At 66.2% G+C, this 17,657-nt stretch carries 14 protein-coding genes; 12 read left to right on the top strand and 2 right to left on the bottom strand.

Translation table 11 applies throughout. The features are described 5' to 3' along the window. Nucleotides 1-830 precede the first annotated feature (830 nt). The 5 genes from AC3FJ6_RS24750 (at nt 831) to AC3FJ6_RS24770 (ending at nt 6,262) form a co-directional block, all read left to right on the top strand. Nucleotides 831-1,772, top strand: a complete 942-nt coding sequence (locus AC3FJ6_RS24750) for a helix-turn-helix transcriptional regulator (RefSeq protein ID WP_488774130.1) — start codon at nt 831-833, stop codon at nt 1,770-1,772. 195 nt (nt 1,773-1,967) lie between these two features. Then, a complete protein-coding gene (locus AC3FJ6_RS24755) occupies nt 1,968-2,516 on the top strand; it encodes a cupin domain-containing protein (protein WP_488774131.1) in 549 nt (182 codons plus the stop codon). 107 nt (nt 2,517-2,623) lie between these two features. Then, on the top strand, nt 2,624-3,814 hold the full coding sequence (gmd, locus tag AC3FJ6_RS24760) for a GDP-mannose 4,6-dehydratase (RefSeq protein ID WP_488774132.1): 1,191 nt from the start codon (nt 2,624-2,626) through the stop codon (nt 3,812-3,814). Continuing rightward, nucleotides 3,807-4,796, top strand: a complete 990-nt coding sequence (locus AC3FJ6_RS24765; protein ID WP_488774133.1) for a GDP-L-fucose synthase family protein — start codon at nt 3,807-3,809, stop codon at nt 4,794-4,796. Before gmd ends, AC3FJ6_RS24765 begins: the two co-directional genes overlap by 8 nt. Before the next feature lie 17 nt (nt 4,797-4,813). Continuing rightward, the gene (locus AC3FJ6_RS24770; protein WP_488774134.1) at nt 4,814-6,262 is read left to right on the top strand and encodes a hypothetical protein; all 1,449 of its coding nucleotides are present in this window, start codon (nt 4,814-4,816) and stop codon (nt 6,260-6,262) included. A 301-nt stretch (nt 6,263-6,563) separates the two neighbouring features. Here AC3FJ6_RS24770 and AC3FJ6_RS24775 read toward each other — a convergent pair whose 3' ends face one another. Beyond that, nucleotides 6,564-7,967, bottom strand: a complete 1,404-nt coding sequence (locus AC3FJ6_RS24775; RefSeq protein WP_488774135.1) for a polysaccharide biosynthesis protein — start codon at nt 7,965-7,967, stop codon at nt 6,564-6,566. Between the two features lie 310 nt (nt 7,968-8,277). Here AC3FJ6_RS24775 and AC3FJ6_RS24780 point away from each other — a divergent pair, with 310 nt between their 5' ends. The 4 genes from AC3FJ6_RS24780 to AC3FJ6_RS24795 all read left to right on the top strand — a co-directional run bounded on the left by AC3FJ6_RS24780 (nt 8,278) and on the right by AC3FJ6_RS24795 (nt 12,698). Next, complete coding sequence (locus AC3FJ6_RS24780; RefSeq protein ID WP_488774136.1) at nt 8,278-9,549, top strand: glycosyltransferase WbuB; 1,272 nt, start codon at nt 8,278-8,280, stop codon at nt 9,547-9,549. A gap of 116 nt (nt 9,550-9,665) precedes the next feature. Continuing rightward, on the top strand, nt 9,666-10,286 hold the full coding sequence (locus tag AC3FJ6_RS24785) for a putative colanic acid biosynthesis acetyltransferase (protein WP_488774137.1): 621 nt from the start codon (nt 9,666-9,668) through the stop codon (nt 10,284-10,286). 37 nt (nt 10,287-10,323) lie between these two features. Beyond that, nucleotides 10,324-11,469 carry a glycosyltransferase family 4 protein gene (locus AC3FJ6_RS24790; protein WP_488774138.1) on the top strand — a complete coding sequence of 382 codons (1,146 nt, stop codon included), beginning with the start codon at nt 10,324-10,326 and terminating at the stop codon, nt 11,467-11,469. A 2-nt stretch (nt 11,470-11,471) separates the two neighbouring features. Continuing rightward, nucleotides 11,472-12,698, top strand: coding sequence for a glycosyltransferase family 4 protein (locus AC3FJ6_RS24795; RefSeq protein ID WP_488774139.1), 1,227 nt, complete (start codon nt 11,472-11,474; stop codon nt 12,696-12,698). A 73-nt stretch (nt 12,699-12,771) separates the two neighbouring features. On the opposite strand, the gene AC3FJ6_RS24800 is transcribed toward AC3FJ6_RS24795, so the two are convergent. Further along, complete coding sequence (locus tag AC3FJ6_RS24800; RefSeq protein WP_488774140.1) at nt 12,772-13,530, bottom strand: ChbG/HpnK family deacetylase; 759 nt, start codon at nt 13,528-13,530, stop codon at nt 12,772-12,774. A 312-nt stretch (nt 13,531-13,842) separates the two neighbouring features. Here AC3FJ6_RS24800 and AC3FJ6_RS24805 point away from each other — a divergent pair, with 312 nt between their 5' ends. From AC3FJ6_RS24805 to AC3FJ6_RS24815, 3 genes are read left to right on the top strand one after another with little or no spacing between them, the layout of a single operon-like run. Beyond that, nucleotides 13,843-14,928, top strand: a complete 1,086-nt coding sequence (locus tag AC3FJ6_RS24805; protein ID WP_487522993.1) for a polysaccharide biosynthesis/export family protein — start codon at nt 13,843-13,845, stop codon at nt 14,926-14,928. Nucleotides 14,929-14,948: 20 nt separating this feature from the next. After that, nucleotides 14,949-15,410, top strand: coding sequence for a low molecular weight protein-tyrosine-phosphatase (locus AC3FJ6_RS24810; RefSeq protein ID WP_153948729.1), 462 nt, complete (start codon nt 14,949-14,951; stop codon nt 15,408-15,410). After that, nucleotides 15,410-17,656 (top strand): polysaccharide biosynthesis tyrosine autokinase, encoded by a 2,247-nt coding sequence (locus AC3FJ6_RS24815; protein ID WP_488774163.1) that lies wholly within the window; start codon nt 15,410-15,412, stop codon nt 17,654-17,656. Before AC3FJ6_RS24810 ends, AC3FJ6_RS24815 begins: the two co-directional genes overlap by 1 nt. The last annotated feature ends 1 nt before the right edge of the window (nt 17,657 follow it).

Raw genomic sequence — 17,657 nt, forward strand, 5'->3', positions numbered from 1 at the left:
GGCAACGCCGGATAAGTCCGCGCATGCGCGTGCCCGACCGTTGATGCCGCGGACGATCATGGCAACCGATACGGCATCAAGACAGCGAAGCGGGCCGGACCCACGGGCATGGGGTCCGGCCCGCAACGCTTTCCGGAACGTGCCGCAGCAGCCACCCCGGGCAGGTTGAAGGCCGGGAGACCGCAACGGTACAACGCGATTTTCTTTCGTGCCGAGGCACGATCCGCCCTTCATCCTTTTGCACTAGTCCGACGGAATCCCCACCAAAGTCGCAGCGGAAAATACTGACATCCGGAACATTTTCGAGGGGTTTCAGCAATGCGTCACCAAACACCATTTCCGTTAATGCCACACCCCCCAAGCGGGTGAGTTTTTGATATTCACCACACCATTTTCATTCCGATCGGTTGCATGCGTGAAACAACTTGCCGGCATGATGTATCAATCGTGAAACCCCTGTGGCAGAGCCGGCTGGATGGCTTTGCAAATACTTCTCCAGCCATATGCACGATCCAGGCAATGGATTATGAGGTGGAGTGCATTACATCTCCACATCAACCCCAACCCGTGCGCTTGCATTCGTACCAACCAGCCCATAAGATGAATTTAAGTTTCGATTTAGGAGCGAGATTTTCTTTCGGGTTAAGGTACGGGTCATACTTCTGGTCGCGCGGACAAGCCCTTCTAACAAGCGGGCGTCGACAGACACGGAAGCACGGGGTTACAGCTGAAGCAAGCGGTGCCATCCACGGTGGTCCGCACAGTGCAGCGGTGTAGTTCCCACACGCAAAGCGTCCCGCATCTCACCCACAAACGGGGAGTCAAGAAGAATGAACGCCTTGCTGATCGAGGAGCATCCGCTGCTCCGGCTCGGGCTGCTGCAGATGCTCGAAACCATCCAGGAATCCGGACATGTACTGGCGCTGGCGCCAGCCGACATCAACCGCCTGGAGATCCCGCACCGAAACGCCGACCTGTTGGTCTTCGGCATGCCTGCCGACCAGGCCACCGGCTGGGAACAGCTGGAACAGGCCCGGGAACGGCTGACGCCACAGCGCATCCTGGTTCTGTCCGACAGCCTTCCGCTGCATGTGCCATCGCCCGACGCCGCACGCGGCATCTGCGGCTGCCTGCCCAAATCGGCATCGCTGGCCGTGATCGAGGCCGCCATCCGGCTGGCCATATCCAGCGTGCAGGGACTGATGTTCGCCGGTGACGCCGCGGCACCGCCCGTGGCCTCGCGGTCGGCCATGCCGGCCACCACGTCGCTGGCGTCTGCGGCCCCGCTGCCGCTGTCGCCAGTCACACCGCAGGACGCGGCTTCGCCATCGGCCTGCGCCAGTGCCATGCGTGCCGCAGTGGCAGTCCGCGACCTGACCAGCCTGCGCCCTGGCACACCCATCGCCGCGGCGCCCGTCGCGCCCGCCCACGGCCTGCCGATGGCCGAGGAAGAGCCCAGCTACGACGAAGCGGAGATGCTCAAGATCACGCCGCGCCAGTACGAAGTGCTGGTGCTGCTGGCGCGCGGCTATCCGATCAAGACGGTCAGCCGCATGCTCAATATCTCCGTGGCCACGGTGAAGAGCCACGCCTGCACGCTTTACCAGCGACTCAAGGTGCGCAACAAGGGCGAGGCGGTCTATGCGGCTCTGCAGCGCGGCGCGACGCTGGAGTGGGTCAATGGCGACCCGCATTCCGCACGCGCGGCCAGCGCACGCAAGCCGCTTTCGCGCCTCGATGACGCTTCCTTCGAGACCGGCCTGCCTCTCTAGAAGACGCCGTCGCGCTACCTCAACAGTCGGGCGCCGGCATCACGCGGCGCCCGCTTTGTTTTGGGACCACGCATGGCGCGGCGTTTCGCCGACGGTCCTGTTTCATGCGTGCGTTTTCGCACATTTCCACCTGGCGTGATCGGCAACGATTGCCTCTCGCCCCCACGGCGGCCCAACGTGACAGGAGGAACTTCCATGCTCGGCAGCCCCAAAGCCGATCCGCGACATCTCCCACACTCTGGCGTCTTCGGCCATACCAGCGCCATGCCGGACCAGCCGAGCCCGATAGAGCCCACCTGGATTCGTGCTGGCACGCCCGTCACCCGCTGCCGCGATCACTCCGCGACGCACGACGGCGGCGCGTGGACCACGATCTGGGATTGCACGCGCAGCAAGTTCGACTGGCACTATCAGTTCGACGAAGTCGTCGTCATCCTCGAAGGCAGTGTGCGGGTCACGGACTGCCATGGCATGAGCCGCACCCTTTGCCAGGGCGACGTGGCGTATTTTCCGTACGGCTCCTCGTGGGTGTGGGAGGTTGACCACTACGTGCGCAAGATCGCCTTTTGCCACGCCTCGATTCCGCCCGGAATGCGGCTCCCGGTCCGCGTGGCGCGCCGTCTGGCGCGTGGGCGGCACGGCAAGGCCGGGCTGCTTGCGCGCTTTGGCGATCGGCTGGCCCCTGTGCTGCGTCGCACGGGACGCGTGGCCGCCACCGTCGTCCTGATGGGAGTGCCGCTCTGAGGCCGTACTGCGCGCGGGAGGGCCGGCCGACTATGTGGGATACCAGACAGTGACACCCCTGCGCCGCCCATAGAGTCCATCCCATCCGCAACCAACATGTGACGGTCATGGGCGCAAGCGATCTGGAAAAACTCGACAATCAGGCGGCGCAGCTGCCGCGTGGACGCAACGGTACCCGTCGCGCGCTGATCACTGGTATCACCGGCCAGGACGGCTCGTACCTGGCGGAATTCCTGCTGGAGAAAGGCTACGAGGTCCACGGCATCAAGCGGCGCAGTTCGCTGTTCAACACGGATCGCATCGACCACCTTTACCAGGACCCGCAGGCGGACAACCGCCGGCTTATCCTGCATCACGGCGACATGACCGATACGGCCAGCCTGGTGCGCGTGGTGCAGCAGTCCCAGCCCGACGAGATCTACAACCTGGCCGCGCAAAGCCATGTCCAGGTGTCGTTCGAAGAGCCCGAATACACCGCCAACACCGATGGCGTCGGCACGCTGCGGCTGCTCGAGGCGATGCGCATCCTGGGGCTGGAAAAGGACACGCGGTTCTACCAGGCGTCCACGTCCGAACTCTACGGCCTCGTGCAGGAGATCCCGCAGAAGGAAACCACGCCGTTCTATCCGCGCAGCCCGTATGCGGCCGCCAAGCTGTACGCCTACTGGATCACGGTGAACTACCGCGAGGCCTACAACATGTACGCCTGCAACGGCATCCTGTTCAACCACGAAAGCCCGGTGCGCGGCGAGACGTTCGTCACGCGCAAGATCACGCGCGCGATCGCCCGGATTGCGCTGGGGCTGCAGGACACGCTTTATCTGGGCAACCTGTCCGCGCTGCGCGACTGGGGCCATGCCCGCGATTACGTGGAGATGCAATGGCTGATGCTCCAGCAATCCGTGGCGGAAGACTTTGTCATTGCTACCGGCGAACAGCACAGCGTGCGCGAATTCGTGGCATGTGCGGCGCAGCGCCTGGGCATCACGGTCACGTTCGAAGGCAGCGGCGTGGACGAGGTGGGCATCATTTCGGCGATCCACCACGATGGCCGGCAGTTGTCGTCCCGCTGCAAGGTGGGCGATGTGATCGTGCGCGTTGACCCCCGATACTTCCGGCCCACGGAGGTGGAAACGCTGCTTGGCGACGCCACGCGGGCTCGCGAAAAACTGGGCTGGACGCCGCGCATCAGCTTCACGGAGCTGGTCAATGAAATGATCGAGGCGGACTTTCTTTCCGCCCGCCGCGATGCGCTGGTCAAAATGGCAGGCTTCAGGACATACGACCACCATGAATAAAGATATCCAGAGAATCTTCATCGCAGGCCACCGGGGCATGGTCGGCTCCGCCATTGCCCGTGCACTTTCCACGCGCGATGACGTGGAACTTGTCTTGCGCACGCACAGTGAACTCGATTTGACCGACCAGCTGGAGGTCCGGCACTTCTTCGCGACCGAGCGGATCTCCCAGGTCTACCTGGCGGCCGCCCGCGTCGGGGGCATCCACGCGAACGATACGTACCCCGCCGAATTCATCCAGCAGAACCTGATGATCGCGGCCAATGTGATCCACGAGGCGTGGAGCAGCGGCGTCAACCAACTGCTGTTCCTGGGGTCGAGCTGCATCTATCCGAAGCTTGCGGCGCAGCCCATCCAGGAATCGGCGCTGCTCAGCGGACCCCTGGAGCCCACCAACGCGCCGTATGCGGTGGCCAAGATCGCCGGGATAATGCTGTGCGAAAGCTATAACCGCCAGTACGGCTCCGACTATCGGTGCGTGATGCCCACGAACCTGTACGGCCCGGGCGACAACTACCACCCCGAAAACAGCCACGTCATCCCGGCACTGCTCCGGCGCTTCCACGAAGCCAAGCTGGCGGGTGCTTCGGAAGTCAGCATCTGGGGCTCGGGCACGCCGTTGCGCGAATTCCTGTACGCGGACGACCTGGCGCGCGCATGCGTGCACGTGATGACGCTGTCGAGCCAGGTCTACCGCAAGCATGCGGGCGCACCAGGCTTCCTCAACGTGGGCACCGACGAGGAAGTGACGATCCGCGACCTGGCACTGCTGGTTGGCAAGGTGGTCGGCTTCGAGGGGAACATCCGGTTCGACACCACGCGCCCGGACGGCACGCCGCGCAAGCGGCTCAACAGCAGCCTGATCAATGCCACCGGCTGGCGACCCCTCATGGCGCTGGAGACGGGCCTGCGGATCGCGTACCAGGATGCCCTGTCGACCAAACGGCTGCCGGAATTCCTCGTAATGGAAACCCCCGCATAGCAAGTAGGGAGGACATCATGCGCCTGTCGGCCGGGTCCCTCTGGGACATGTTGCTGGCGACGACGCTGTTCGGGATCGTGGGCTATTGCCACGCGATCTCGAACATCGATTCGCCGATGCTTCTGCTGTCCACCCTGTTGCTGGCGGCGACCGTCGTCATGCACTGGATGGTCCACGCGCGCGAGCGCGAGCCGTCGCTGGGAGACTCGGGGGTCCTGCTGTTCGAGATCCTGTTCCTGGTCGTGGCGCCCGCGGTGCAGCGCGCCTACTTCGACGGGCAGATGGTGAACACCGCCACGCTGTCCGAGGCGCCCGCCGTGGCCACCAACCTGCTGTGCACGCTGTTTATCATGGTGTATGTCGGCGCGCGCTGCTACATCGCCAGGCGCGACCGGTACCAGCGTCCGCGCCCGGGCCCTCGCCAGGCGCACCCCGCCCACCACGGCTACGCGGCACGGTTGACCGTGCCGCGCGGCTTCGTCCTGGCTGGCGTGGCCGCCGTGGCGGCAGCACTTTCCTGGCAGTCGATCGACCTGCGGGCGCAGTCCGAAATCATCGAGGCTACGCCGCAGTACCTGCTGCAGCAGAAGTTCCTGTGCTTCCTGCCCGTTCCCGCTTTGCTGATGCTGGTGAACGTAAAGGGCTGGAAACTGCTGCGCCAGCCGTTCTGGCTGCTGTTGGCCCTGTTCCTGCTGGTCTGCGTGTTCTTCGCGCAGAATCCGCTGATCGAGAAACGCAACGCCATCGGCCCAGTCTACCTGGGGCTCATGCTGCTGGTGGTGCCGTGGTTCTCGCGCACGTCACGCCGGCAGGCCGCCACGCTGTTGTTGCTGACCGGCGTCTTTTTTCCGTTGCTGTCGGTCTTCACTCACGCGGACATGACGTCCTGGCGTCCTACCGACGTGCTCGACCCCTGGATATACTTCGAGCACTTCATCGATCTGCATTACGACGCCTGGGCCAATATCTCCACCGTGCTCGAAATGGTGAACATGAACGGCGTGCGCTATGGCGAACAGCTGCTGGGCAGCCTGTTGTTCTTCGTGCCCCACACGCTATGGGAAGCCAAGCCGCATGCCACCGGCATCGATATCGGCCAGTTCCTGATGGTCTACTACAAGCTCGAATTCGATAACCTGTCGGCGCCGCTGATCGCGGAAGCCTATATCGACTTCTCCGTGTTCGGTGTCATTGCCTACGCCGTCGGCCTGGCGTGGTGCGTGCGCCTGCTCGACCGCCTGTACCGCGCCGATGGCCCCGTGGCCCGGCCCGCCGGTATCTATTTCGCCCTGTTCCTGATCTTTGCGCTGCGAGGCGCCTTGATGATTGCGGTGGCCTACGGCAGCGGCGCCGTGCTGGCGTTCATGACGATCGGCTGGTTCGTCGGCGGCAGGCGGAAGCGTCGTGTCCCGCGCAGCCAGCGCGTGCAACTGCCACGAACACAGCCGGCCCGCGCTGCTCACTGACATCGGCCGGGCGGTTCGCTGCCCGGTGGCTTCGCCAGCCTCGCTGCACCCAGACAAACAAAACGCCCCGCGGCATTCGGCACGACGGGGCGTTCTGCATTGGCTCTGGGGTGTTTCGTTGCGAATGGCGGATCATGACCGGCCACACCGGCCGACCGTTCCCGGCCGGCCATTCGCGACGGCACTGGCGCCGAATACCGTGGCGGGCGGCTCCTGCCGCTCCTCCCGCTCCTGCTACACGGGACCCGGGCCTACGACTGGCCTGGCGCCCTCCTCTCTGCGCCTTGCGCTCGCCGCCAGATCAGTGCCTTCCGGCAAGTCGGCCGCGACGGATCAGGCCCACGGCCCGCGTCGGCGTCATCCAGAGCGCGGTCACCGCATTGGCGGCGATCAGGATGGCAACGATGTTCGGAAAGTTCACGGCGTGGCAGGCGTAGAGCACGATGCAGCCCACGGAGGCGGCCACGAACTCCATCGTGCCGATGTTGCCCAGGCTGCCGAATGCCTGGCCGCCCATCAGCACGGGCGTGCTCGCGGCCGAGGTCACCAGCACGGCAAAGTACACGGCACACAGCGCCGCCAGGCCATTGGAGATTACGTACTCGTGGGCGGTCCACAGCGATACCGCCGCGCTTCCGGCCACGGCCGCGACGGCAATGGCCAGCAGGCCGTAGCTGATGTAGCACGTGGCCAGCCTGCGGTACGTGCGCGACACCCAGCGCCAGTCGCCCGCCAGCATGTTGCGATGGATGATGGGCCAGAGCGGCTGGTTGATCATGAAGACGAAGCTGTGCAGCAGCATGATGGCGCGGAACAGCAGGGCCAACAGCGCGGCGTCGCGCGGCATGCCCATTTCGTAGCAGAGCAGCACGGTGCCCTGCTGCAGGAACGCCACCGCAAGCTGGGCCTGCACCAGCGCACGCGTGTTGCCGGCCAGTTCCCGGGCGAACGATTTCCCGGGATACGAGTGTGGCCGTCCGACGCGTATCAGCACGGTCGTCATATTGAACACGCGCAACAGGATGAAGCCGAGCTGGCTGGCCACGAACAGCAGCGTCACGTCCACATGTTCCTGGCCGGGTTCACGCGCGAACGTCACCAGCAGGATGAACACGACGTTCAGCACGCTGCCCCCCGCCGTGATCAGGTTGTTGACGTGCTGGCGATGCTGCCCCTGGTTCACGGCTTCGCCCACGGACAGCACGGTCAGCATGGCGTAGCAGATCAGCGCCGCCGTGAACAGACCGTAGTGACTGGCGGAGAACAGGTTAACGCCGCTGGACTCCAGCGTCGGCCGCAGGATCAGCACCAGCGCCACCACCGATGCGAAGATGGCCGACAGGCCGCCGACCGACACCGCCAGCACGCCCGGAAGCAGGCCCCCCTTCTTGTCATCGGCGGCGATCGACGTGATCGTGGGCCAGACGCCGATCGCCACGAGCGACAGCCATGCCGAGATGCCGAAATAGACCATCATCGCGCTGAAATCGTCGGGGGCCAGCACCTTGGCAAACAGCGGGATACTCACCACCTGCAGCCCGATGCTGCACGCTTTGGACACCATCGAGCTTGCGACGGCCAGGCGCAACGCCCGGGTAGCCTGGCGCGCCCGTTCGGTCGCGCCCTGATCGCGGGAATCGCTTCCCTGAGGCGATATACCCATGGTCGTATCGCTCTCGAGCAGCCCGCCTTTTGTTGTCGTCACGCACGCCTCCGCATTGCCAGCAACCGTTGCACGCCCGCCCCGAATGGCCTGTGCGGCACATGCTGGAGCGTGGACTTCCGCAACGATGGAAAGTCCCGTCGCAGTGGAGGGTAGCCGCTTGCACCTCACATCTCTGTTCGCTCCCCCACAGGTGCGCAGCGCCGGGCACAGAGCGTGCGGCCTCGAACATTGCCGACGGCATGCGCTGCGTAGACTGCGAAGCTGGCTCGCCGAGCGGGGGTAGGCGCGCCCGGCGCAGTGCCATCCACGCCCCCCGCGTCCGCCGCACGGCGCCAGGACAGAACAAGCGATGAAAATCCTGCTCTATTGCCTCAACTATGCTCCCGAACTGACCGGCATTGGCAAGTACACCGGCGAGCAGGCGGAATGGCTGGCCGCCCGCGGCTACGACGTGCGGGTCATTACCGCACCGCCCTACTATCCCGCCTGGAAGGTCGATCCGGCCTACGCCGGCCTGCGTTACCAGCGAGAGATGCGCAATGGCGTCGACGTCATGCGGGCACCGCTCTGGGTTCCCGCGCGCCCGAGCGGCCTGAAGCGCGTGCTGCACCTGGCGTCGTTCGCGCTGACCAGCATCGGCTGGCTGGTGCGCCAGGCAAAGTGGCGCCCCGACGTGATCTTCATCGTCGAGCCGCCGTTGTTCTGCAGCCCCGCGGCATTGCTGTTCGCACGGCTGACCAATGCCAGGATCTGGCTTCACATCCACGACTACGAAGTCGATGCCGCGTTCGAACTGGGCCTGCTCAAGGGCAAATGGCTGCGCCGCATGGCCACGGCCCTGGAACGCTTTGTACTGACGCGCTTTGACCATGTCTCGTCGGTCTCGAACGCGATGGTGGCCCTGGCCAGGCGCAAGGGCGCCGACGAAAGCCGCCTGACCATGTTGCCGAACTGGCTGGACCTGCAGGGCCTTGCACGCCGCAGCGACGCCGACTACCGCAAGCGGCTCGGCATCCCGGCCGATGCCGTGATCGCCCTTTACTCCGGCACCATCGGCGCCAAGCAGGGCATCGAAATCCTGGCGGAGGCGGCGGAGCACCTGCGCGAACGGGAAAACCTGCATTTCGTCTTCTGTGGCGAGGGGGCCGGCGTCGAGGACCTGCGCACGCGGTGCAAGGGCCTGCCGCGCATCCACTTCCTGCCCCTGCAGCCGTGGGCGGACTTCTCCGCACTCCTGGCGGCGGCCGACATCCACCTGATGCCCCAGCGCGCCGACGCGGCGGACCTGGTGCTGCCGTCCAAGCTCGCGGCGATGCTTGCCAGCGGCAAACCCGTGGTGGCCACCGCCGCGCCGGGGACCGAACTGGGCAAGCTCGTCATCCAGTGCGGCATCGTGGTGGAACCGGGCGACAGTCTGGCGCTTGCCGAGGCCATCGTCACCCTTGCCGACGACCCGCTGCGCAGCCGCATGCTTGGCGCGGCGGGCAAGGCGTGGGCCGAGGCGCACCTGGACCGGGACGCCGTGCTTGCCACGTTCGAGGAAACGTTGCTGCGCCTGCTTTCCGCCGACACGATCGCCGCCACCGCCACCGCCACGGTCGACTCCGTCGGCGACTCGTGACGGTGCAGCGAGCTGGCGTGCGCCACGGTTCTGTGGGCTTCCGTACTGTAGATGCGGCGCTGCAGCGCCAGCATCGGGACATCGTTTCCGGTCCGCCGGATGAAGGGAGCCCCAACATGTTTCAGGATCTGTCGACCTTCCGGATGCCGCCCGGGTTTCGTGGCCGCTCGGCGCTGGTCGTGCAGCTCTGGTGGTGTGTGCAGAGCCTGCTGTTCCATCGCTCGCCCCAGTTTGCCAACGGCTTCCGCCGCTGGCTGCTGCGCTGCTTCGGCGCCCATGTGGGTCGCGACGTGGTGATTCGCCCGAGCGTACGGGTGACCTACCCGTGGAAGGTCAGGATCGGCGACTACGCGTGGATTGGCGATGGCGCCGAGCTGTACAGCCTGGCCGAGATCGAGATCGGCAACCACGCCGTGGTATCGCAGTACACCTACCTTTGCGCCGGCGACCACGACTACCGGCGCAGCGACTTCGCCATACGCGGCCGTCCGATACGCATCGCCGATGAAGCCTGGGTGGCCAGCCACTGCTTCGTCGCGCCGGGCGTCACGATTGGCCGCGGCGCGGTGATCGGCGCCCACAGTGCCGTGTTCCGCGACATGCCTGCCGGCATGGTCTGCATGGGAAGTCCGTGCCGCCCGCGGCGTCCGAGGCTGGACGACGCGCCGCCCGGCGACACATCGCCATCGCTTTCGGCCGGAGCGCCGCTGGACGTGGAAGCACTCCACGCCGACTAGACGGCCGCCAGGTCATTTCGCAGCCCAGGGACTGACGATGATCGACATCTATCACAACATGCTTTGGCCCAAGTACAAGGGCGCCGTGTTCACGGAGGCGTTTTCGCACGCGCGCGGCAAGGGGCAGGACGTACGCTTCTTCCACATCTCCGCCACCGGCTACGGCCGCTCGGCCTACAGCAGTGTCGACACCAGCTACCACCGGTACCCGTACCAGATCCTGTTCGACGCACCCTACGAGACCATTCCGGCGTGGAAGGTATCGCTGCGGCTGATGCGCGAGGTGTTCCGCTCGCGCAGCCGGCTGATCCTCATGCCCGGCTACCACCGGGTGGAGTTCTGGGCCATGCTGGCCGCCTGCATGCTGGCGGGCAAGCGCCGCGGCGTGTTCTGCGATTCGACCATGCGCGACCAGGCCGATCACCCGCTCAAGCGGCAGCTCAAGCGCTTTTTCTTCCGCCAGTGCGACGGCATCTTCGTCTACGGCCAGCGTTCCGCCGAGTACGTGATCGCCATGGGCGCCGATCCCGCGCGCATTGTCTACCGCTGCCAGGCCGCCGCACTGCCGCACACCTACAGCGCCGAGTCGGCCGCCAGCATGCGGCTGGCCAACGCGCCAGCGCCGGATCGTCCCCGCTTCCTGTTCGTGGGGCTGGTATGCCGCGCCAAGGGCATCGAAGACCTGTTACGCGCCTTTGTCGACGTTCGCCGCCAGCAGCCGGCGGCCACGCTGGTGCTGGCGGGGCCGGTCGTCGAGTCCGAACAGATGCCGCAGCTTGCCGAATCGCTAGGCATTGCCGATGCGGTGCAGTTCCTGGGGGCCATGGATATCGACCAGCTGGCGCAACAGTATTGCCGGGCTACCTGCCTGGTGCTGCCCAGCCACACCGAGGCCTGGGGCCTCGTCGTCAACGAGGCACTGAGCTTTGGCTGCCCGATCGTGGTGAGCGATTGTTGCGGCTGCATTCCCGAGCTGGTCCAGGACGGACTGACCGGCCACACCTTTGTCACGCGCGACGTGGCCGACCTGAGCCGTACCCTGCTGCGCGCCACCCGGAGCTTTGCCGACGTCGCCGTGACGATGCGGCGCTGCCTGGACGTGGCCGCGCAATACTCGCCGGAGTGCGCCGGCCGCTCGATCATGGAAGGCTGCCTCAAGATACTGGAGGATGCACGAGCATGACCATGCCCAACGCTTTCGGGCCGATTGCCAAACAGCCCGCCGAAGCCGGCACGCCAGCCGCGCCCACGCCGCGTATCGAGTCCGACCGGCCGCCTGCGGCACTGGCCCGGCCCGTGGTCTTCCTGGGGCCCTTGCCGCCGCCGCACAACGGCTTTTCGGCATCGAACCAGCGCATGCTCGACCGCATTCGCGAACATGCGCCGGTGGAGGTGCTCGACGTGGCCAAACGGGCCTCGGGGCGCGCGGCAGGCCTGAAGGCGCTTGCCAACCGCGCACGGCAGTTGTGGCGCCTTAGCCGCCTGATCGTGAACGAGCGGCCCCACACGCTGTATCTCGGTCTGTCCGGCGGCTTCGGGCAGTTGCTCGACGCACCGTTCGTGGCGCTGGCAAACCTGGCGGGCATGGCCATCTACTTCCATCACCACAGCTTTGCCTACATCAACCGCGCCACCTGGTACACCCGCCTGATCATGCGTTGCGCGCCGCGCGCCCGGCACCTGGTTCTGTGCGACACGATGGGCGCCGAGCTGTCCCGCATCTACGGGCTGCCGCCAGGCAACGTCCAGGTGCTGTCGAACCTGAGCCTGATCGACCTGCCGGCCGCGTCCGCGCTGGCGTCGGCCGAGGCCCCGCCCCCGGAAGCGGCCGACGAGGCGATCCGTGTCGGCTTCCTGTCGAATATCACGGCGGCCAAGGGCATCTTCACGTTCTTCGAGGTCGTGCGGCTGGCGCAGGAAATCGGCATGCCGGTCTGCGCGCGTATCGCGGGGCCCGTGGCGCCCGACATCCGCGCCCGGTTCGATGCCGAGCTGGCCCGCACCCCGTGCGTGCGCTACCTGGGGCCGGTGCACGGCGCACAGAAGGAAGCATTCTTCCGCCATCTGGACGCGCTGCTGTTCCCGACGACCTACCACAACGAGGCCGCGCCGCTGATCCTGCTGGAGGCGCACAGCCACGGCGTGCCCGTGATCACCAACGATCGCGGCTGCATCGGCTCGATGATCGATGACTGCAACGGGGTGCTGGTGCCGCGCGACGCCGACTTCGCGGAGTACGCCATCGCCTGGCTGCGCAAGCTGATGACACCGGACGGCCACGCCGAGGCCCGGCGCGCCGCGCTGCTCATCCATTTTCAGGCGCAACGGCAGCGCGCCGAGGACGTGCTGGACCGCACGATTGCCGCCATCAGCGCGCACAAGGCGAACAGCAACGCGGCCCACAACGCGTGACCCAATGACGGCCGGCCTCGAAGTTCGAGGCCGGCGACGTCGCTGGACAAGGGAACGAAGCCCGGATGGGACCTCAGATGTCGTGGTAGCGCATCAGGGTGATGCCGGCATCCTTAAGCACGGTGTGGAGCGGGCCCGGGTCCATCAGCGGCGCGCCCTCTTCCTGGCGCCACGTCTCGGTGTAGCCCGGATGCACCGACATCTCGGTGACTCCCTCCGGCAGGATGGCGGGCAGTTGCAGCGCCCAGCCGCGCTGGCGCGTATCGGCGCCGACATAGAAGTCCGGGCTGCGCAGGCCGCCAAAGTGTCGCAGCAGCAACACGTTCATGGCGCCGCGCACGTGGTTCTTCATGAAGTAGCAGTTCTGGGGCCGCCGCACCCGCGAGATGCCGGCGCGCAGCATTTCATCGCGCAGCACGCGCATGATGGCCGGGTACTTGTGCATGTGGCCATGGCCATCCACGTGCGACACATCCACGCCCTGGTCGCGCAGTTCCTCCAGCTGCAGCCGGAATTCGCGCCGGATATCGGCCGCGTCGATCAGGCCGGCCATGGCCCGCGCGCGCTGGATCTTCGGCGGGAACAGCGAGCCGTCCTTGCGGCACAGTGAACTCGACGCGGGCGGGCGCCAGCCTTCCACGATGTTGAAATGCAGCCCGAAGGACTTGCGGTGCTGGTTGTCCCGGGCGTACCTGCAGGCCTGCGCCGTGGCGGGCCGGCCGGCCAGGATCGTGGCGCTGGTCAGCAGACCGGCCTCGAAGCAGGCGACCGTGGCCCTGAAGGTATCGTCGTCGTAGCCAAAATCGTCGGCATTGATGATCACGCCCCTCATTGGTCTCTCCGTGGTTGTGCAACGCCAAATGCCCATGGCGGATGCCGATCCGCCGCTTGCAGCCACGATATGCGGCACCGCAGCGGGCACTCGGTGCGATACGCAACGTTAGCCGGGCGCGCTTCTGCACCAATGTGCGAGAGCGCACCGATAGTGCACTTTGCAGACTCCTACGATGCATTCAGTCGCGATGCACAGCGATGCGCGTCTCGTTTAATCGACTGGGGAGAGGATGCCGTGAAGACTAGCCATTACCACACAGTCAGCCGGTGCAACGCCAGATCGCCTCGATCACTGGCCGCCACGCTGGCCATGGTGTGTGCCGCATTGCTGCTGGGCGCCTGCGCGGCGTCCCCGGGTATGAAATTCAGCGCCAGTCCGGTCGGCGGCGTCAGCCCCGATTCGATGCCCGAGGTCACGCCGATCACACTGGAACTGGTCCGCGAGCAGCAGGCCCATGCCAAACCGGCCAATGCCGGCGTCGAGGAACTGTTCGGCACGCCGGCGCCATACCGCATCGGCGCCGGCGACATCATCTCGGTGGTGGTCTGGGACCACCCCGAACTGGTGTTCCCGACGCAGACGTACAGCATTGGGGCCGCGTTCGAGATTCCGACTTCGAGCGGTGGCTCGAACATGCCGGGCTACGTTGTCAGCCCCTCGGGCGATATCCAGTTTCCCTATGCCGGCGTCATGCATGTCGCCGGCAAGACCGCCAACGAAGTCCGCGACGAGATGGCCCGCATCCTGTCGCGCGTGGTGCGCGATCCCCAGATGACGGTGCGCGTGCTGGGCTTCCGCAGCCAGCGCGTGTACGTGGACGGCGAAGTCAAGACGCCTGGCATGCTTGCCATCGACGATGCGCCAATGACGCTCGTCGAAGCGCTGAACCGGGCGGGCGGGGTGCTGAACCTGACCGGCGACAACAGCCGCGTGCGGGTCACGCGCGGCGAACGCAGCTGGTACGTCAACATGCCGGCGCTGCTGGCCAGGGGCATCGATCCGTCGCGCATCATGCTGCGCTCCGGGGACATCGTGCGCGTGGAGCAGCGCGAGGACAGCAAGGTCTTCGTGACCGGCGAAGTGGTCAAGCCGTCGTCGCTGCTGATGCGCAACGGCCGCATGACGCTGAACGAAGCCCTCGGCGACTCTGGCGGCGTCAGCCCGCAGACGGCCAACGCCGAGCAGATCTTCGTCATCCGCAAGACCACCGATGGCAAGCCCAAGGTCTACCACCTCGACGGCACCTCGCCGGTGGCCCTGGCCATCGCGGAAAGCTTCGAGCTGGAGCCGAAGGACGTCGTCTACGTCGATGCGCGTGACCTCGTGCGCTGGGCCCGCGTGATGACGCTCCTGGTCCAGCCGGTTGTGGGCACGGCCAGCATCGCGCGGCCATGATCGTCATCAGCGGACGCGACATGGTCAGGTCGATCCTCGTGATCTGCATTGGCAACCGGTGCCGCAGCCCGATGGCGGCGGCACTGCTGAGCCGGGCGTTGCCCCACTGCAATGTGCTGTCGGCCGGCCTGGCCCCGCCCGTGGGTGCCACCGCGGACCCTCGCGCGGTGCGCCTGCTGGCCATCGAGGGCGACGACCTGAGCCAGCATCGCGCGCGCGCCGTGGACCAGTCGCTGGTCACCGACGCCGACCTGGTCCTTGTGATGGACGAGGAGCAGCGCGACGCGATCGAGACGCTGTACCCGCAGGCGCGCGGCAAGACGCATCGCCTCTGCGAACAGCAGAAGGCCGATGTGCCGGACCCTTTCGGCGGCTCGCAAAACATGTTTGTCATCGTACTTGGTTTGATCAAGAAGGGTGTTGAATCCTGGTCGGCACGAATCCATGCGGCAGAGCCGGCCCATCGCCACGGAGAGGCATGATGAGTATCGTACGGAATTTCCGGGACACGGCTCCTGATACATGGGAAGACAACGAGAAGCCCATGGACATGACGTCGTACGTCGACGTGCTGGTCCGCTACCGGTGGACATTCGTGACAGTCGCCGCGACCATCCTCTGTGCGGGGCTGCTGTATGCGTTCCTGGCGCGCCCCGTCTACCGCGCCGACATCGTGGTCCAGGTGGAGGACACCACCCCGGGCAACTCGGCCAGCAAGCTGGCCGCGAACATCTCGCCCGTGTTCGACGCCAAGCCGGCGGCCTCGGCCGAAATCGAACTGCTGCGCTCGCGCATGGTGGTCGGCAAGGCCGTGGACACGCTGCGGCTCGATGTCGAGGCGGTGCCCCGCTACCTGCCGCTGATCGGCGCCGCGATCGCCAGCTACAACCGGGAACTGTCCACCCCCGGCCTGTTCGGCTTTGGCGGCTACGCGTGGGGCAGCGAATCGATCGTGGTCGAGCGCCTGGACGTACCGCCCCAGATGGAAGACCGCCGCATGGTGGTCACGGCGCTGGGCGACGGCAAGTATCGGCTGGCGTTCGCCAGCAGCGACCAGACCGCCGAAGGCGAGGTCGGCCATCCGCTGACGGTGGCCACCGGCAGCGGCTCGGTGACGATCGACATCAGCCGCCTGGACGGCCGTGCCGGCGCGCAGTTCTACGTCCGTCGCGTGCCGCGCGGCATTGCCATCGCCAGCCTGCAGGACCAGCTCATGATCAGCGAGCGCGGCAAGCAGAGCGGCGTGATCGGCGTGGCGCTGGAAGGCACGTCGCCGGCGCGCACCGCGTCCACCCTGAACGAGATCGGCAACGAGTACGTGGAGCAGAACCTGCGCCGCAAGGCGGCCGAGGCCGAGAAGTCGGTCAACTTCCTGGAAAGCCAGCTCCCACAGCTCAAGCAGCAGATGGAAACGGCCGAATCGCGCTACAACGCGATGCGTAACCAGCGCGGCACCATCGACCTCAGCGAGGAATCGAAGCTGATCCTCTCGCAGTCGGTACAGATCCAGACCAAGCTGCAGGAGCTGCGCCAGAAGCGCCAGGAACTGATCGCGCGCTTCACGACCAATCACCCGACCATCGAGATCCTGGACAACCAGATCGCCGGTCTGACCGGGCAGCTGAACGGCGTCACCGGCAAGATCCAGAAGCTGCCGGACGTCGAGCAGAACGTTCTGCGGCTGATGCGGGACCTGAAAGTCAACACCGAGCTCTACCAGTCGCTGCTGAACGACGTGCAGCAGCTGCGGCTGGTCAAGGCCAGCAAGGTCGGAACGGCGCGCCTGATCGACGGCGCCGACGTCCCGCTCAAGCCCGTACGCCCGAACCGCATGCTGATCGGCGCGACGTCCGGTGTGCTGGCCATCGTGATCGCGCTGATCGTGGTGGCCATCCGGCGCGTGTTCGATGGCGGCGTGACCGATGCCGACGAGATCGAGTCGCAATGCGGCATGACGGTGTACGCGACCATCCCGATGAGCGCCCAGCAGGCCCGGCTGTCGCGCGTGAAGAGCGGCGGCGGCGATGTGCTGGCCATCGGCGAGCCCGACGATCCGGCCATCGAAAGCCTGCGTGGCTTCCGTACCGCGCTGCAGTTCGCGCTGCTCGGGGCCCAGCGCAACAACGTCGTGGTGTTCACCGGCCCGGCCCCGGAAGCCGGCAAGTCGTTCCTGAGCGCGAACTTCGCGGTGGTCGCGGCGGCAGCCGGTCGCAAGGTGGTCCTGGTGGATGGCGACCTTCGACGCGGCGCGTTGAACGAACGCTTCAACGTCACGCGCAAACCCGGACTGACCGAGGCGCTGACCAGCGCGCGCCTCGACGACGTGATCCAGCGCGACGTGGTGCCGGGACTGGATTTCATCGCCACGGGTGCCGAGCCGCCTCTCGCCGCCGACGTGCTGCAGAGCCCCGTGATGGATAGCCTGCTCGCGGAACTGCGGTCGCGGTACGACCTGGTGCTGATCGACACCCCGCCGGTGCTGGCCGCCGCCGACGCCGGCATCCTGGCGCCGCGAGCCGGTGCGGTGTTCCTGGTGGCACGCGCCGACAAGACCACCGCCGCCGAACTGACCGCCGCGCGCCGCGTGATCGAACAGGCCGGCGGCGAGGTCAAGGGGGTGCTGTTCAACGGCCTCGAGGTGGAAGGGCGCTGGTACCGTTCGCACTACCACTTCGGCAAGTACCGCTACCTGAACCGCTACGGCAGCGAACAGGCAAAACGGGCCTGAT

It is taken from the genome of Cupriavidus sp. 94F1 (genome assembly GCF_057798875.1).

Coding starts and splice junctions, on each gene's coding strand:
- AC3FJ6_RS24770 (WP_488774134.1), top strand. CDS start 4,814: ATGCGCCTGTCGGCCGGGTCCCTCTGGGACATGTTGCTGGCGACGACG.
- AC3FJ6_RS24810 (WP_153948729.1), top strand. CDS start 14,949: ATGGTCAGGTCGATCCTCGTGATCTGCATTGGCAACCGGTGCCGCAGC.
- AC3FJ6_RS24785 (WP_488774137.1), top strand. CDS start 9,666: ATGTTTCAGGATCTGTCGACCTTCCGGATGCCGCCCGGGTTTCGTGGC.
- AC3FJ6_RS24780 (WP_488774136.1), top strand. CDS start 8,278: ATGAAAATCCTGCTCTATTGCCTCAACTATGCTCCCGAACTGACCGGC.
- gmd (WP_488774132.1), top strand. CDS start 2,624: ATGGGCGCAAGCGATCTGGAAAAACTCGACAATCAGGCGGCGCAGCTG.
- AC3FJ6_RS24795 (WP_488774139.1), top strand. CDS start 11,472: ATGCCCAACGCTTTCGGGCCGATTGCCAAACAGCCCGCCGAAGCCGGC.
- AC3FJ6_RS24805 (WP_487522993.1), top strand. CDS start 13,843: ATGGTGTGTGCCGCATTGCTGCTGGGCGCCTGCGCGGCGTCCCCGGGT.
- AC3FJ6_RS24815 (WP_488774163.1), top strand. CDS start 15,410: ATGAGTATCGTACGGAATTTCCGGGACACGGCTCCTGATACATGGGAA.
- AC3FJ6_RS24755 (WP_488774131.1), top strand. CDS start 1,968: ATGCTCGGCAGCCCCAAAGCCGATCCGCGACATCTCCCACACTCTGGC.
- AC3FJ6_RS24765 (WP_488774133.1), top strand. CDS start 3,807: ATGAATAAAGATATCCAGAGAATCTTCATCGCAGGCCACCGGGGCATG.
- AC3FJ6_RS24790 (WP_488774138.1), top strand. CDS start 10,324: ATGATCGACATCTATCACAACATGCTTTGGCCCAAGTACAAGGGCGCC.
- AC3FJ6_RS24800 (WP_488774140.1), bottom strand. CDS start 13,530: ATGAGGGGCGTGATCATCAATGCCGACGATTTTGGCTACGACGACGAT.
- AC3FJ6_RS24750 (WP_488774130.1), top strand. CDS start 831: ATGAACGCCTTGCTGATCGAGGAGCATCCGCTGCTCCGGCTCGGGCTG.